Source organism: Variovorax durovernensis, from assembly GCF_977011995.1.
On the sequence record NZ_CDRNCW010000001.1, the window covers coordinates 4,361,678 to 4,376,757 of the forward strand.

Below are 15,080 nucleotides of genomic sequence, written 5' to 3' on the forward strand. Positions count from 1 at the left end.
TGGACCGCGTGAGAGTTCACGACCACATTTCAAAGCCCGCCTTGCGCGGGCTTTTTCATTTCCGCCTCAGTGCAGCTGCATTTGCGCTTCGACGTCCAGCAGCGAAAGCCGCTCCCTGGCGAACTGGCTGGCCCGCAGCCGCACACGTGCCAGCGCGGCTTCCAGCGACGGCTGCTGCATGAAGACCAGAACGCCCCACTTGAGCCCCTGCAGGCTCAATTCGGCGACACCCGCGTAGCGGCCATTGGTGGTTTGCTTGATATCGATCCGGCTCGACCACCCGTCGGGCAGTTCGACCAGAAGTTGTTGTTGCGTTGAACTCATGCTTCGAGAATAGGCCGGGGGGTAATGTCACACCAAGGAACTAGTTCCTTGGTATGAGAAGAAGATTCTTCGAGCGGCGCGATCGTTTCTCTCACCCCCTCGTCGCCTGCCGACCCTCCGCACTACACACGCTGGGTGCATCCGGTCGATGTACCGAATACACGAGGCGGCACTGGAGCCTCCCCGACCTGCGGCAAGACATGAATTCCGTCCTCGTCGCGCCGAACGAGTCCCCTGCTCTCCAGGTCGCGCATCGTCTTGTTGACCACCTCGCGCGAGAGCCCCGAGTAAGAGGCGATCACCGACTGCGTGATGCGCCTGTCGTAGCTGCCAGCACCCGCTGGCGCCAAGTAGGTCAGTTGGTGCAGCACGCGGCTCACCAAGTCCTCGGTCGACAGTTCCGCCACGCTGCGCATCTGCCCACGAATGCCGGACATGCGATTCATCGCGAGCCCCAGGAGGCCCAGCGCCACCTCCGGGTGCTTAGCGCACAGCTTGCGCAGTACGGCGGCCGGCACGAGGTATACCGACGACGGCAACACCGCAATCAAGCCCTGCCTGGCCTGGTACTGGCCTTCGCTCAAGGACGGGCCGAGGAAGAAGTCGTCGGGACGAATAAAGTCGGTCGTGACGTCCATGCCGTCTTCCCAGCCTGGGGCCACCACGCGCAGCAGGCCATTCGCAACGCAGTAGATGTGGCCAGTCCATTGACCGGCGACAAGAACCGGGGCATTGCGGCGATAGGAGCGCAGTTCGCTGGACTGGACAAGCGCGTCGCGATCGACGGCAGGCAACTTGGCAAGAAGAGGATGCAGGTACATGACGGGAAGCGGTATCTGGTGCCGCCGCGAACTTGGCGTCGCGGGGCGTATACCGAGAGTGCTGGCTCGTCATCTGCGGACTTGACCGCGCGTCTCAGTCCTGAGACTGGACTTTTTCCGATTCGGTACTTTTTGGCAGTTCTCGTCGATTTTTAGCCATAAAGTTTTCAAAACGATGCCATCAGTGCTCGTGCGCACCAAAGAAAAACGGGTTGCGGCCAGAGGCTGCAACCCGTCGGTTGGCCACACGAGGGCCTTCATCATTCCCGGGCGCTGGAGATCCATTCCCGCACGAAGTGCGCGGCTCGCGCACATGCACGCTCGAAGGCGCCGTCCCAGGTCAGTTGCTGGGTTATGACCAGCGCGCACTTCTGCACACCACTGAGGCTCAGCCTGGCGATGCCGGCGTAGGAGCCATGAAGGGTGCGGACGATCTCGAAATCCGCAGTCCAACCGTCGGGGAGGTCAAGAATGTGGGTTGGTGCTTTCATCATGGTCTCGAGGATAAAAGGCCCTGCCCCATAGGCACAGGAACTAGTTCACAAGCGTTAATTTGCTCGTTGAGAATCGCTCACAACCTTTGCCAATCGTGAAAAACATCTCGTCCACGACCGCTGCAGGAGCCCCCAGTCAACCCCCGCCCGGCGAGGGCGTTGGCAGCAACATGCACGTGTTTTCGTGTGACCTTCGAGGTGCCCATCTTGAAAAAAGCTCTGATCCTTTTGGCTGCCGGTAGCGTTTTTGCCGTTTCGGCTCTTGCCCAGAAGCCTGCTGCCGCACCGGCAGCGGCACCGAGCCCCGCTCCCGCCGCGCAGGCAGCGCCTGCGGCAGCACCAGCCGCCGCACCCGCCGCCAAGCCGGCCGCAGCCGCCGCAACAACGACAGTGGCAGCCGGTGCCACCGCTGGTCAAGTCTGGGTGAATGGCAAGGTCTACCACTGCTCTAGCGACAAGTACTTCGGCAAGACCAAGCACGGCTCGTATATGTCCGAGGCTGACGCCAAGGCCAAAGGCGCCCATGCGGCTCACGGCAAGGCCTGCTGAAGACCGCCCCGACCAGGCTGCTCTTGCGGTGACGAAGCCCTCCTTGCGAGGGCTTTTTTCATTCCGGCAGAAAGGCCATGCCTAGACTCTCTGTTTGTCACGCACAAAGAAAAACGGCCTACGCCTTGTGAGCGTAAGCCGTTGTTCTATCTACTGATTTTGGTCGGTGTGAAAGGATTCGAACCTTCGACCCCTTGCACCCCATGCAAGTGCGCTACCAGGCTGCGCCACACACCGAAGCTCTCGATTATAGCTGTGAAAATTCAGTGTCCGACGGTCAGCAGCTCACGAATTTCAAAGAGTTCGCGCCGCAGGTTCAGCAGTTGCGACAGATCGACCGTCTTCGGCGCAGCAGCAACCACAGGTGCTGGCGCATCCTGCACGGCCGCATCGAATTCTTCCTGTTCGATTTCGATCGCTTCCATGCCTTCGAGCGGCAGTTCGCCGCCGGCCTTGCGGCGATCACGTTCGCCCTGCACCAGTTCCTGCAGTTTGTTGCGCGCACCGCTGATGGTGAAGCCCTGGTCGTAGAGCAGGTCGCGGATGCGGCGGATCATCAGCACCTCGTGATGCTGGTAGTAACGGCGGTTGCCGCGCCGCTTCATGGGCCGCAGTTGCGTGAACTCCTGCTCCCAATAGCGCAGCACGTGCGGCTTGACGCCGCAGAGTTCGCCGACCTCACCGATGGTGAAGTAGCGTTTGACAGGAATCGGCGGGAGCGTTTTCTCCATTGAAATCAAGACTGTGCGCGGGAAACCTTAGAGATTACTCTACGCAAGCGCACAGCACCAAGCACTATTCATTCACTCGGTGCCCAGGCTCCACTCGACTTCGGTCGACCCACCGCCCTGCGGCTCGATGCTGCCGTGAATCTGTTCCTTGAGCTTGGCGCTCGCATGGAAGGTAGCCACGCGGCGCTCACCGATCGGAATGGCTTCGCCGGTACGCGGATTGCGGCCCGGCCGCGGCGCCTTCACGCGGATCTGGAAGTTGCCGAAACCCGAGATCTTCACGTCCGTGCCCTCGATGAGGCTGCTGGCCACGAGTTCGAAGAACGCCTCGACCATGTCCTTGGACTCACGCTTGTTCAGGCCGATCTGCTCGAACAGCAGGTCGGCCAGATGCGCCTTGGTGAGCGCAGGCGTTTCTAGGGCCTCGAGCGTGAAATCGGCAGCATTCATTCTCTTCATCCCCTCAAGCGGCCGCCGAGCCTGGCGCCCAATTGTTCGACGATGGCACGCACCGCAGGCTCGACCTGCTCATCTGTCAGCGTGGCGCTGTCGCTCTGGAAACTCAGGCGCACCGCCATGCTCTTCTCGCCCTGTGCCAGCGCACCGGGTGCGGCCACCGCGCCATCGCGCAGCGGTTGCGGACGGTAGATGTCGAACAGCGTCGCATCGCGCAGCAGGCCCTGCGCAGCCGTGGCCGCGCGGATCGTCTGCATCAGCGCGTCGTGCGTGACGGCTTCGGCCACGACGACGGCAATGTCGCGCTCGACGGCCTGGTGCTTGGGCACCGGCTGCGCCACGGGCACGGGCCGCGCCGTCACTGCGTCGAGATCGAGTTCGAACAGCACTGGCGCCTGCGCAAAGTCCCACTTCTGGCGCCAGCGCGGATGCAGTTCCCCGACGAAGCCGATGGCCTTGCCGTCGACCAGCACGCGCGCCGAACGGCCCGGGTGCAGCGCAGGATGTTCGGCCGCCTCGAAGCTCGGCACCAGCGGCGCGAGCAATGCTTCGACGTCACCCTTGACGTCGTAGAAGTCGATGCGCTCGGGCTTGCCGTCCCAACGCGCTTCGGCTGCGTCGCCCCATGCGAGGCCCGCCACGCGCATCGGCTGGTGAACGCCGCGCACGGTGCTGTCGGTGGTGGCGACGCTGTCGTCGCGCAGATAGACGCGGCCCAGTTCGAACACGCGCACGCGCGGCGCCTTGCGATCGAGGTTGAACTTGAGCACCTGCAGCAGCGAACCCAGCAGCGACGAACGCATCACGCTCATCTGGCTGGCGATGGGGTTCAGCAGCTTGATCGGATTGGCATTGCCGGCAAGGTCCTGCTCCCAATGCGCCTCGACGAAACTGAAGTTGATCGTTTCCTGATAGCCCAGCGCCGCAACGGCGCGTCGCACCGCAAAGCGGCCGCGCTGCGCCTCGGGCCGCACACGGGCCGTGATCGGCGCGAGTGGTGCGGTGGTCGGCAGGTTGTTGAAGCCGATCAGTCGCGCCACTTCTTCGATCAGGTCTTCTTCGATGAGCAGGTCGAAACGATGCGGCGGCGGGGTCACGGTCAGCGTGCCTTCGCCTTCGGTGATGGCAAAGCCGAGCCGGTTCAGCGCGTCGGCGCATTGGGCCTGCGTCAGCGGCATGCCGATCACGCGCGCGGCGCGAGCCACGCGCAGCGTGACGGGGACGGCCTCCGGCACGTGCAGTTTCTGGTCGTCGATCGCACCGGCCTGGCCGCCGCAGATTTCGACGATCAGCTGCGTGATGCGCTCGATGATCTGCACCGTGCGGCTCGGATCGACGCCGCGCTCGTAGCGATGGCCGGCGTCGGTCGAGAAGTTGAAGCGGCGCGAGCGGCCCTGCACGGCGGCAGGCCACCAGAACGCGGCCTCGACGTAGATGTTTTGGGTGTCGTCCGAGACGGAGGTGGCGTCGCCGCCCATGATGCCGGCGAGCGATTCGACCTCGCGGTCGTCGGCAATCACGCCGACCTTGTCGTCCACCGTGATGGTCGTGCCATTGAGCAGCTTGAGCTGCTCGCCCGCCTTGCCCCAGCGCACCGTGAGACCGCCGTGGATCTTGTCGAGGTCGAAGATGTGGCTGGGCTGGCCGTACTCGAACATCACGTAGTTCGAAATGTCGACCAGCGGCGTCACGCTGCGCTGGCCGCAGCGCGCAAGGCGCTCGACCATCCATGCCGGCGTGGCGACCTTGGTGTTCACGCCGCGCACGATGCGGCCCGAGAAGCGGCCGCAAAGCTCGGGCGCCTCGACCTTGACGGGCAGCACGTCGCTGAACGACGTAGCCACAGGCTTGATGGCCGGCGTCTTGAGCGGCGCGCCGGTGAGCGCGGCGAGCTCGCGCGCTACGCCGTAGACGCTCAGGCCGTGCGCCAGGTTGGGCGTGAGCTTGAGGGTGAGCAGCGAGTCGTCGAGCTTGAGCACTTCACGTACGTCGGCACCGATGGGCGCGTCGGCAGCGAGCTCGAACAGGCCGCCGTGGTCTTCGCTCAGGTGCAGTTCGCGCGCCGAGCACAACATGCCCTGGCTCTCGACGCCGCGCAGTTTGCCCAGCTTGATGAGGAAGGGCTTGCCGTCTTCACCCGGCGGCAGTTCGGCGCCGACCAGCGCGCAAGGCACCTTGATGCCGACACGCGCATTGGGCGCGCCGCACACGATGTTGAGCAAGGCGCCCTGCCCCGCGTCGACCTGGCACACGCGCAGGCGATCGGCATTCGGGTGCTGCTCGGCTTCCTTGATTTCGCCGACCACGATGCGCGTGAAAGGCGGCGCGACCGGACGGCGCTCTTCGACCTCGAAGCCGCCCATGGTGAGCGTTTCGGCCAGTGCGGCGCTGTCAAGTGGCGGGTTGCAGAACTCGCGCAGCCAGGATTCCGGGAATTGCATCTCTTCGATCTCGATCTGGTTTTTCTGTGTATGGAGGGGCTTACTGGAACTGCGAGAGAAAACGCAGGTCGCCGTCGAAGAACAGACGCAGGTCGTTCACGCCGTAGCGCAGCATCGTGAGCCGGTCAGGGCCCATGCCGAAGGCAAAGCCGATGTAGCGCTCGGGGTCGAGGCCCATGTTGCGCACTACGTTCGGGTGCACCTGGCCCGAGCCCGACACTTCGAGCCAGCGGCCGGCCAGCGGACCGCTCGCGAACTGGATGTCGATCTCGGCGCTCGGCTCGGTGAATGGGAAGAAGCTCGGGCGGAAGCGCAGCACGAGGTCGTCGCGCTCGAAGAAGGTGCGGCAGAAATCGGTGAAGACGACCTTCAGGTCCTTGAAGCTCACGTTCTCGCCGAGCCACAGGCCTTCGCACTGGTGGAACATGGGCGAATGGGTGGCGTCGCTGTCGACGCGATAGGTGCGGCCCGGGGCGATCACGCGGATCTCGGGCGCCTTCACGGTACCGCTGGTGTCGGCCGCGGCGGCTGCGAATTCGGCGGCGTACTTCTTGATGTGCTGATGCGCGTAGCGAACCTGCATCGGGCTGGTGTGCGGGCGCAGGTTGTAGGGAATACCGTCGTCGCCGTTGATGTCGACGTAGAAGGTGTCCTGCATCGAACGCGCAGGATGGTTCGGCGGGTTGTTGAGCGAGGTGAAGCTGTGCCAGTCGCTCTCGACTTCGGGGCCGTCGGCCACGTCGAAGCCCATGCTGGAGAAAATTTCCTCGATGCGCTCCAAAGTGCGGCTCACGGGATGCAGGCCGCCCGGGATGCGGCGGCGGCCGGGCAGGCTCACGTCAAGGGCTTCGGCGCGCAGCTGGAGCGAGAGCTCTTCGTCAGCGAGTTGCTGGCGGCGATCGGTCAGCGCGGCCTCGATGGCCTGCTTGGCCACATTGATCGCGGCGCCGCGGGACTTCTTCTCTTCGACACTCAGCGCGGCCATGCCCTTCATCAGCTCGGTGATGCGGCCCGACTTGCCGAGGAACTGGGCCTTGGCGTTTTCGAGCTCTGCGGGCGTTTTCGCTTCGGCGAAGGCGGCGCGTGCGGTGTCGACAAGGGAGTCCAACTCGTTCATAGCAACAAAAATCTTCGAGGGGAAATAAAAAAGAGCTGGAGCTTTTTCAAGCGCCAGCCCTTGAGCCGTGGGCGCAGGAAGCCGCCCGGAGGCGGCAGCCTGCTGTGCAGAATCAAGCAGCCAGCTTGGCCTTGACCTGCTCCACGATGCCGGCAAATGCGGCCTTGTCGTGCACGGCGATGTCCGCAAGCATCTTGCGGTCGATCTCGATACCGGCCTTGCGGATGCCATTGGCGAACTGGCTGTAAGTCAGGCCCAGTTCACGCGAGGCGGCGTTGATACGCGCGATCCACAGCTGACGGAACACGCGCTTCTTGGTACGGCGGTCACGGTAGGCGTATTGGCCTGCCTTCATCACCGCCTGTTTGGCGATGCGGAAGACATTGCCGCGGCGACCGCGGAAACCCTTGGCGAGTGCGAGAACTTTCTTGTGGCGGGCGCGAGCCGTTACACCACGTTTGACGCGAGGCATGTGTGTACTCCTTGTTCGTCTGAGTTAAATGCCACGGCCGGGCAGCATGGCGGCGACAGAAACCATGTTGGTCTCATGCACTGCGACTGCACCACGCAGGTGACGCTTGTTCTTGGTGGTCTTCTTCGTCAAGATGTGACGCTTGAAGGCTTGACCGCGCTTGACGGTGCCACCGGGACGAACGCGGAAACGTTTTTTCGCGCTGCTCTTGGTCTTCATTTTGGGCATGTGAATGCTCCTTTAGTTTGTGCTCGTGAGGCGCCATGGATGCTCCACGGACTTGTTGGCCCCGAGACACTTCTTTATCTCGCCCCTGCCAGTCCTTCTTGCGAAGCGCCGGCAAAGGCGAAATCCCTTCAAAACCTCTCTACCGCAGCCCTCAGGCCGTTGCAGGCGTCGCCGCCGGTGCAGCGTCCGTCGCAGGCTTTGGCGCTCCGCCACCGGCCTTCTTGCGGCCCGGCGCGATCATCATGATCATCTGCCGGCCTTCGAGCTTCGGAAACTGCTCGACCATGATCAGGTCGCCCAGTTCGTCGCGAATGCGCTGCAGCAGTGCCAGACCCAGCTCCTGGTGCGTGATCTCGCGGCCACGGAAGCGCAGCGTGATCTTGCATTTGTCGCCGTCTTCAAGAAAGCGCTTGATGTTGCGCATCTTGATGTTGTAGTCGCCATCGTCGGTACCGGGGCGGAACTTGATTTCCTTGACCTCGATGACCTTCTGCTTCGACTTCGCCTCGGCCGCCTTCTTCTGCTCGTGGTACTTGAACTTGCCGTACTCGATCAGGCGGCAAACCGGCGGGTTGGCCGCAGCGACGACCTCCACCAGATCCACGTCAGCCTCGCCAGCAAGGCGCAAGGCCTCCGAGAGACTCATAACACCCATTGGCTCGTTTTCCGGGCCGACTAGGCGGACTTCCGGGGCCATGATTTCCCGGTTCAGGCGGTGTTGGCGTTCCTCGCGGTGGCGGCGGTCGCGAAATGCAGTAGCGATGGTCAGAATCCTTCAAAATTTGCTACAAAATCTGTAGCGAACGCCGGTCAGTCCTCGCGGACAAGCGGCACGATCTGGCAGGGAAACATATAAGGTGTTTCAGAGACAAATCAACGCTTGTCAGCAACATCCTGGACGAGCCGTTGTGCAAACGATTCGAGGGACATTGCACCGAGGTCTTGATTTCCCCGGGCGCGCACTGCGACGGCACCTGCTTCCTTTTCCTTGTCGCCCACGACAACGATGTAAGGGAGCTTTTGCAACGAATGCTTCCGTATTTTATACGTAATCTTTTCGTTGTGCAGATCTAGCTGAACCCTAAGCCCTTGATTTTGCAGCGCTTTCGCAACTTGCGCAGCGTAATCGGCCTGTCCTTCGCTGATATTGAGCACCGCCACCTGCACCGGAGCGAGCCAGGCGGGCATCGCGCCCGAGTGGTGTTCGATCAGCATGCCGATGAAGCGCTCGAGGCTACCGACGATCGCGCGGTGCAGCATCACAGGGTGCGCACGACCGCTCGATTCCGTCACGTATTCGCCGCCCAGTCGCTCAGCCGTGTTGAAGTCGACCTGCATCGTGCCGCACTGCCACTGGCGGCCGATGGCGTCGCGCAGCGTGTACTCGATCTTCGGGCCGTAGAAGGCGCCGTCGCCGGGCGCAATGACGAAGTCGACGCCCGAGCGGCGCAGCGACTCCATCACCGCATGCTCCGCCTTGTCCCACAGCTCGTCGGAGCCCACGCGGTTCTCAGGCCGCGTGGCGACCTTGTAGAGGATGTCCGTGAAGCCGAAGTCGGCGTAGACCTTCTGCAGTTGCGCCGTGTACGCGATGCACTCGTCGAGGATCTGGTCCTCCGTGCAGAAGATGTGCCCGTCGTCCTGCGTGAAGCCCCGCACGCGCATGATGCCGTGCAGCGCGCCGCTGGGCTCGTTGCGATGGCACTGGCCGAATTCGCCGTAGCGCAGCGGCAGGTCGCGGTAGCTGCGCAGGTCGCTCTTGAAGATCAGCACATGGCCCGGGCAGTTCATCGGCTTCAGCGCGTACTCGCGCTTCTCCGACTCCGTCGTAAACATGTTGTCGCGGTAGTTCTGCCAGTGGCCCGTTTTTTCCCACAGGCTCTTGTCGAGGATCTGCGGGCCCTTCACTTCCCAGTAGCCCGTGTCGCGGTAGATGCCGCGCATGTACTGCTCCACCTGCTGCCAGATCGCCCAGCCCTTCGGATGCCAGAACACCACGCCCGGAGCCACTTCGTCGATGTGGAACAGGTCGAGTTCCTTGCCCAGCCGGCGGTGGTCGCGCTTCTCGGCTTCCTCGATGCGCTGAATGTACTGGTCGAGCTGCTTCTTGTCGGCCCAGGCCGTGCCGTAGATGCGCTGGAGCTGCTCGTTCTTGGCGTCGCCGCGCCAGTAGGCACCGGCCAGCTTCGTGAGCTTGAAGACCTTCAGGAAGCGCGTGTTCGGCACGTGCGGGCCACGGCACATGTCGACGTATTCCTGGTGGTAGTAGAGGCCCATGGCCTGCTCGTCGGGCATGTCCTCGACGAGGCGCAGCTTGTAGTCCTCTCCACGCGACTTGAAGACTTCGATGACTTCCGCGCGCGGCGTCATCTTCTTGATCACGTCGTAGTCCTGCGCGATCAGCTCGCGCATGCGCGCCTCAATGGCGGCCATGTCTTCCGGCGTGAACGGACGGTCGAACGAAATGTCGTAGTAGAAGCCTTCGTCGATCACTGGGCCGATCACCATCTTGGCCGTCGGATAGAGCTGCTTCACCGCGTGGCCGACCAGGTGGGCCGTCGAGTGGCGGATGATTTCCAGGCCCTCGTCGTCCTTGGGCGTGATGATCTGCAGCTTGGCGTCATGGTCGATGACGTCGCTGGCATCGACGAGCTTGCCGTCGAGCTTGCCGGCCACCGTCATCTTGGCCAGGCCGGGGCCGATGGACTGGGCAACCTGTGCCACCGAAACCGGGCCGGGGAACTCGCGGCGCGAGTTGTCGGGGAGCGTGATCTGGATCATGTGAAAACCTCGGGGAGAAAAACAAAAAAGCGCGGTGGAAGACCGCGCTTTGCTTGGTTGTAGAGCTGGCAGAAACCAGCGTGCGCGGGGCTACCGGCCTTTTCCTTCAGTGAAGAAAAAGCCGCTGAATCCTTGCGGAGTAGTTCGCGGTGTCATAACCAAGGTGCCTTTCTCGCTCTTGTTGAGTGCAGAGTCCGCGATTCTAGCCGCTGCCCGCTCGGGATGCGGGCGCGACATTCCCAAGGCACGGCACTGGCGCAAAAAAGCCCGGCGCTCGGCCGGGCTGAAAGTGACAGCGAGTACCTCGCGGATCAGTGGAACTGTTCTTCTTCGGTCGAGCCCGACAGCGCCTTCACGCTGGACGAACCGCCCTGGATCACGGTGGTCACGTCGTCGAAGTAACCCGCGCCCACTTCCTGCTGGTGCGACACGAAGGTGTAGCCCTTGTCGCGTGCCGCGAATTCGGGTTCCTGCACCATGTTGACGTAGTGCTTCATGCCTTCGCCGCGGGCATAGGCGTGGGCGAACTGGAAGGTGTTGAACCAGTTGACGTGGATGCCGGCCAGCGTGATGAACTGGTACTTGTAGCCCAGCGCCGACAGGTCTTCCTGGAACGAGGCGATCTGCTTGTCGTCGAGGTTCTTCTTCCAGTTGAACGAAGGCGAGCAGTTGTACGACAGCAGCTTGCCCGGGCATGCGGCGTGCACGGCCTGCGCGAACTCACGGGCGAAGCCGATGTCCGGCACGCCGGTTTCGCACCACACCAGGTCGGCATAGGGCGCGTAAGCCACGCCGCGGCTGATGGCTTGCTCCAGGCCGTTCTTGACGCGGTAGAAGCCTTCCTGCGTGCGTTCGCCCGTCAGGAAGGGCTTGTCGTTGGCGCCGTGGTCGGAGGTGATCAGGTTCGCGGCTTCGGCGTCGGTGCGGGCCAGCACGATGGTGGGCACGCCCATCACGTCGGCGGCGAAGCGGGCCGAGATCAGCTTCTCGCAGGCTTCTTGCGTCGGCACGAGCACTTTGCCGCCCATGTGGCCGCACTTCTTCACTGCGGCCAACTGGTCTTCGAAGTGCACGCCGGCAGCGCCGGAGGCGATCATGTTCTTCATCAGCTCGAAGGCGTTCAGCACGCCGCCGAAGCCGGCTTCAGCATCGGCCACGATCGGCAGGAAGTAGTCGATGAACTCCTTGTCGCCCGGGTTGATGCCGCGGCCCCACTGGATTTCATCGGCGCGGCGGAAGGTGTTGTTTATGCGACGGACCATCGTCGGCACCGAGTCGTAGGCATAGAGCGACTGGTCGGGATACATCGTTTCCGACGTGTTGCCGTCGGCAGCGACTTGCCAGCCCGACAGGTACACGGCTTCCAGGCCGGCCTTGGCCTGCTGCATTGCCTGGCCCGCCGAGATGGCGCCGAACGCGTTCACGTAGCCCTTCTTGGCGCCGCCGTTGATCTTGTCCCAGAGCTTCTCCGCGCCGCGCTTGGCCAGCGTGTGCTCGATGGGAAACGAGCCGCGCAGGCGCACCACGTCGGCCGCGCTGTAGCCGCGCTTGACGCCCTTCCAGCGGGGATCGGTGGCCCACTCTTTTTCGAGGGCGGCGATTTGCTGTTCGCGGCTGAGTTGTTCTGTGAGGGTCTGGGGCATGGTCACTCCGTGAGGTTGGTTGAAGGTTGGGCGCTGCGGCCGTGGAGTTACTTTAATCCGGCCAAAGACTCTTATGTCTTATAGAAGACATATTTTTCACTCAACAAAATCAATAACTTACGGATATATTTCTCAATGCAAAATTATTTTTCTCATATTGAGAAAAAATATTGCGCCGCAGCAGCAGCAAATTTCGCAATGCGCAATCGATCTTTCGTTGGTGAAAATCAAGCACCGATGCGCACCGCATGCGCGATCCAATCCCCGCTTTCGATCACACGCCGGCCCACGATGCGCGACGGATGGATCTCGTACACCAGGCAATCGATCCACTGCCCGCCGACCTCCACGCGCACTCGCCGCCTGATGTACTCGCCCGAATCGTCGTCGGCCACCTCCTCGAGCAGATCGAGCGCCGCCTCTACCGCGGGCTCGATCACATACACCTCGCCCTTCACGCATCCTGCCCCGCCCAGCACGACGCCCGGATACGCCCCCAGGTCGTACAGCGTGCCGCCGATGGCCGCCTCGCCCACCAGCACAGGCGCGGGCCGGTAGCGCGCGATGTCGTTGCGTCCGCCGCAGCGCAGCGTGCCGTAAACAAAAACGTGGGGCATCATCGAACCGCCTTCCCAGCAACTACAAAAACTTCAGTCTATTGAACTCCGCCGCCCCCACACCAGGCCGCCTCGTGGCCTACGGCTGCCTGGCCTTGAGCATGTCGCTCGTCGGCGGCTACGTTGCTCTCTCCAAGCCCCTCGTTGCCGCCTTCCCGGTGCTGTTGCTCGCATGGCTGCGCTTCGGCATCGCCGCCCTGGCAATGCCGCATTGGCTCAAGCGCACGCCCGATGAGCCGCCGATGACAGCGCACACACGCTGGCTCGTGTTCCTCGAATCGTTCCTCGGCAACTTCCTGTTCTCGATCTGCATGCTGTTCGGCGTGAGCCTGACCAGCGCTGTGTCGGCCGGCGTGATCATGGCGTCGATCCCCGCGTGCGTGGCCGTCGCGAGCTGGCTCTTCCTGCGCGAACGGATCACGGTGCGCATCGGCCTGGCCATTGCGTGCGCAGCGCTCGGCATCGGCCTGCTGGCGCTCGCGCCCGCGCATGCATCGGCGACGCCCTCGTCCTCGCCGGCGTCAATGCCCTGGCTAGGCAACCTGCTTGTGTTCTGCGCGGTGCTCTGCGAGACGGCCTATGCGGTGATCGGCAAGTCGCTCACCGGAAGCCTCGGCCCCAAGCGCATCGCATCGCTCATCAACCTCTGGGGCTTCGCGCTGTCGATGCCCTTCGGCATCTGGTTCGCGCTGCAGTTCGACTTCACCGCCGTGCGCTTCGGCACTTGGGCGCTGCTCGTGGCCTATGCGCTCGCGGCGAGCATCTGGACCGTGTGGCTCTGGATGACCGGACTTCGCAACGTACCAGCCGCACAAGCGGGTGTTTTCGCCGTGCTGCTGCCGGTCAGCGCGGCGCTCGTGGGCGTGCTCGTGCTGGGCGAAAGCCTCTCTTCGACGCAGCTGCTCGCGTTCGTGATCGCACTCGTGGGCGTGGTGCTGGCGACGTGGCCTGGGCGCCGGAGGTGAAAACGGGGCTTCTCCCCTCTGAAAAAACAACAACTCCCAATGAAAAAAGCGCTTTTTCCCTTGGAAACGCGTTTCTTCTCATTTAGCATCCGCATTGCCACTGGAGACGCAAGTTTTTCATTGGTGAGTGTTCAACCAAAAAAGGAAATCAACCATGGCAACTGCAAAGAAGGCTCCGGCCAAGAAAGCTCCGGCAAAGAAGGCTGCGGCTCCTGCAAAGAAGGCCGCCGCTCCGGCGAAGAAGGCTGCTGCACCGGCAAAGAAGGCCGCTGCTCCCGCCAAGAAGGCCGCACCGGCGAAGAAGGCTGCTCCTGCAAAGAAGGCCGCTCCCGCAAAGAAGGCTGCTCCCGCCAAGAAGCGCACGCCCAACGCAGCGTTCATGAAGGCACTGACCCCCAGCCCGGCACTGGCCGCTGTGGTCGGTTCCACGCCGCTGCCGCGTACCGCTGTCGTGAGCAAGCTGTGGGACTACATCAAGAAGAACAACCTTCAAGACAAGGCCAACAAGCGCAACATCAACGCAGACGCCAAGCTGAAGGAAATCTTCGGCAAGGCCCAAGTGTCGATGTTCGAACTGGCCGCGCTGATCGGCAAGCACGTCAAGTAAGCGCCCAGGGGCCTCGCGCTCCTGAATCAAGAAGCCGGCTTCCAGCCGGCTTTTTTTTCGCCCGCATGCGAGGCCTTTCAGGCGCCTTTCACGCCCCGAAGAAACGCGACGGCGTTCGCCCGAAGTGCTTGCGGAAGGCTTCTATGAAGGCGCTGATCGAGCTGTAGCCCACCGTCAATGCCACCGCCGTCACCGGCTCCTTCAAGCTCAGAAGCTCCACCGCCTTGAGCAGCCGCGCCTGCTGCCGCCACTGCGCAAAGCTCAGTCCTGTCTCGAGGACGAAGCGGCGCGTGAGCGTGCGGCGGGCCATGCCGATGCGATCGGCCCAATCGTCGATGCTGTCGGGCAGCGACGGGTCGTCGGCCAGCGCGGCGGCCATCGTGGCAAGGCGCTTGTCCTGCGGCATTGGCAGGTGCAGTGAAGGCAGTTCGCCCGCAGCGAGTTCGTCGACCAGCACGCCGACCAACCGCGCGCGGCGCGCATCGAGCGAACCGGCAGAAGCATCGAGCGAGGTCAGCCGGTCGACCAGCCCTTGCACCAGCGGCGTCGCGGCAAAAACATGAGGCCCATCAGGCAGGAATGCGGCCACCCGAGCATCGACGTGCAGGCTCCAGCCCGCCGTCGGACCGAAGCTCTGCGCCGCGTGAGCGCACCGCGGCGCGATCCAGCCGATCCACCCCGGCGGCTGCACCCAGCGGCCCGACGGCGTCTCGATGACCTGCAAACCCTCGCGCAAGGCGAACAATTGGCCGTCCTCGTGGGCGTGGTAGCCCGTGACGCGCGGCGCCTCGTAGGCGCTGATCCAGAGCTTCACAGGGGCATCAGCAGCCATGG

General features: G+C 63.2%; 17 protein-coding genes and 1 tRNA gene. 3 read left to right on the plus strand and 15 right to left on the minus strand.

The genetic code is table 11. The annotated features are described in order from the left end of the window. Window positions 1-66: 66 nt before the first annotated feature. The 3 genes from ACWV14_RS20770 to ACWV14_RS20780 form a co-directional block, all read right to left on the minus strand. Complete coding sequence (locus ACWV14_RS20770; RefSeq protein WP_422087267.1) at window positions 67-324, minus strand: hypothetical protein; 258 nt, start codon at window positions 322-324, stop codon at window positions 67-69. A 122-nt stretch (window positions 325-446) separates the two neighbouring features. Continuing rightward, on the minus strand, window positions 447-1,145 hold the full coding sequence (locus ACWV14_RS20775) for a Crp/Fnr family transcriptional regulator (RefSeq protein ID WP_454903453.1): 699 nt from the start codon (window positions 1,143-1,145) through the stop codon (window positions 447-449). A gap of 260 nt (window positions 1,146-1,405) precedes the next feature. Beyond that, window positions 1,406-1,636: a hypothetical protein gene (locus tag ACWV14_RS20780; protein ID WP_454903454.1), complete on the minus strand. Its 231-nt coding sequence runs from the start codon at window positions 1,634-1,636 to the stop codon at window positions 1,406-1,408. A gap of 189 nt (window positions 1,637-1,825) precedes the next feature. Here ACWV14_RS20780 and ACWV14_RS20785 point away from each other — a divergent pair, with 189 nt between their 5' ends. Then, the gene (locus ACWV14_RS20785; protein WP_454903456.1) at window positions 1,826-2,188 is read left to right on the plus strand and encodes a DUF3761 domain-containing protein; all 363 of its coding nucleotides are present in this window, start codon (window positions 1,826-1,828) and stop codon (window positions 2,186-2,188) included. 160 nt (window positions 2,189-2,348) lie between these two features. Here the strand turns inward: ACWV14_RS20785 and ACWV14_RS20790 are convergent. The 11 genes from ACWV14_RS20790 to ACWV14_RS20840 form a co-directional block, all read right to left on the minus strand. Then, window positions 2,349-2,425: transfer RNA gene (locus ACWV14_RS20790), tRNA-Pro, on the minus strand. Between the two features lie 26 nt (window positions 2,426-2,451). Then, window positions 2,452-2,919, minus strand: coding sequence for a MerR family transcriptional regulator (locus tag ACWV14_RS20795; protein ID WP_454903458.1), 468 nt, complete (start codon window positions 2,917-2,919; stop codon window positions 2,452-2,454). Between the two features lie 72 nt (window positions 2,920-2,991). Continuing rightward, a complete protein-coding gene (locus ACWV14_RS20800; protein WP_454903459.1) occupies window positions 2,992-3,369 on the minus strand; it encodes an integration host factor subunit alpha in 378 nt (125 codons plus the stop codon). Between the two features lie 5 nt (window positions 3,370-3,374). Beyond that, window positions 3,375-5,816 carry a phenylalanine--tRNA ligase subunit beta gene (pheT, locus tag ACWV14_RS20805; RefSeq protein ID WP_454903460.1) on the minus strand — a complete coding sequence of 814 codons (2,442 nt, stop codon included), beginning with the start codon at window positions 5,814-5,816 and terminating at the stop codon, window positions 3,375-3,377. Between the two features lie 40 nt (window positions 5,817-5,856). After that, window positions 5,857-6,933: a phenylalanine--tRNA ligase subunit alpha gene (gene pheS, locus ACWV14_RS20810; protein ID WP_454903461.1), complete on the minus strand. Its 1,077-nt coding sequence runs from the start codon at window positions 6,931-6,933 to the stop codon at window positions 5,857-5,859. Window positions 6,934-7,045: 112 nt separating this feature from the next. Further along, window positions 7,046-7,405 (minus strand): 50S ribosomal protein L20, encoded by a 360-nt coding sequence (rplT, locus tag ACWV14_RS20815; protein WP_012747009.1) that lies wholly within the window; start codon window positions 7,403-7,405, stop codon window positions 7,046-7,048. Between the two features lie 24 nt (window positions 7,406-7,429). Then, the gene (rpmI, locus tag ACWV14_RS20820) at window positions 7,430-7,633 is read right to left on the minus strand and encodes a 50S ribosomal protein L35 (RefSeq protein ID WP_007832497.1); all 204 of its coding nucleotides are present in this window, start codon (window positions 7,631-7,633) and stop codon (window positions 7,430-7,432) included. A gap of 151 nt (window positions 7,634-7,784) precedes the next feature. Further along, window positions 7,785-8,405 carry a translation initiation factor IF-3 gene (gene infC / locus ACWV14_RS20825; protein WP_422089050.1) on the minus strand — a complete coding sequence of 207 codons (621 nt, stop codon included), beginning with the start codon at window positions 8,403-8,405 and terminating at the stop codon, window positions 7,785-7,787. Window positions 8,406-8,506: 101 nt separating this feature from the next. After that, window positions 8,507-10,414 (minus strand): threonine--tRNA ligase, encoded by a 1,908-nt coding sequence (gene thrS / locus ACWV14_RS20830; RefSeq protein ID WP_454903463.1) that lies wholly within the window; start codon window positions 10,412-10,414, stop codon window positions 8,507-8,509. 311 nt (window positions 10,415-10,725) lie between these two features. Next, the gene (gene aceA, locus ACWV14_RS20835) at window positions 10,726-12,057 is read right to left on the minus strand and encodes an isocitrate lyase (protein WP_454903464.1); all 1,332 of its coding nucleotides are present in this window, start codon (window positions 12,055-12,057) and stop codon (window positions 10,726-10,728) included. Between the two features lie 227 nt (window positions 12,058-12,284). Further along, window positions 12,285-12,677: a gamma-glutamylcyclotransferase family protein gene (locus tag ACWV14_RS20840; protein WP_454903465.1), complete on the minus strand. Its 393-nt coding sequence runs from the start codon at window positions 12,675-12,677 to the stop codon at window positions 12,285-12,287. Window positions 12,678-12,715: 38 nt separating this feature from the next. Here ACWV14_RS20840 and ACWV14_RS20845 point away from each other — a divergent pair, with 38 nt between their 5' ends. Both ACWV14_RS20845 and ACWV14_RS20850 read left to right on the plus strand, forming a co-directional pair. Continuing rightward, window positions 12,716-13,639 (plus strand): DMT family transporter, encoded by a 924-nt coding sequence (locus tag ACWV14_RS20845; RefSeq protein WP_454903466.1) that lies wholly within the window; start codon window positions 12,716-12,718, stop codon window positions 13,637-13,639. 154 nt (window positions 13,640-13,793) lie between these two features. Further along, entirely contained in the window at window positions 13,794-14,246 is a 453-nt protein-coding gene (locus ACWV14_RS20850) for an SWIB/MDM2 domain-containing protein (RefSeq protein ID WP_081266636.1), read from the plus strand. Window positions 14,247-14,334: 88 nt separating this feature from the next. Here the strand turns inward: ACWV14_RS20850 and ACWV14_RS20855 are convergent, their stop codons facing one another. Continuing rightward, window positions 14,335-15,078, minus strand: coding sequence for an AraC family transcriptional regulator (locus ACWV14_RS20855; RefSeq protein WP_454903467.1), 744 nt, complete (start codon window positions 15,076-15,078; stop codon window positions 14,335-14,337). Window positions 15,079-15,080: the final 2 nt, after the last annotated feature.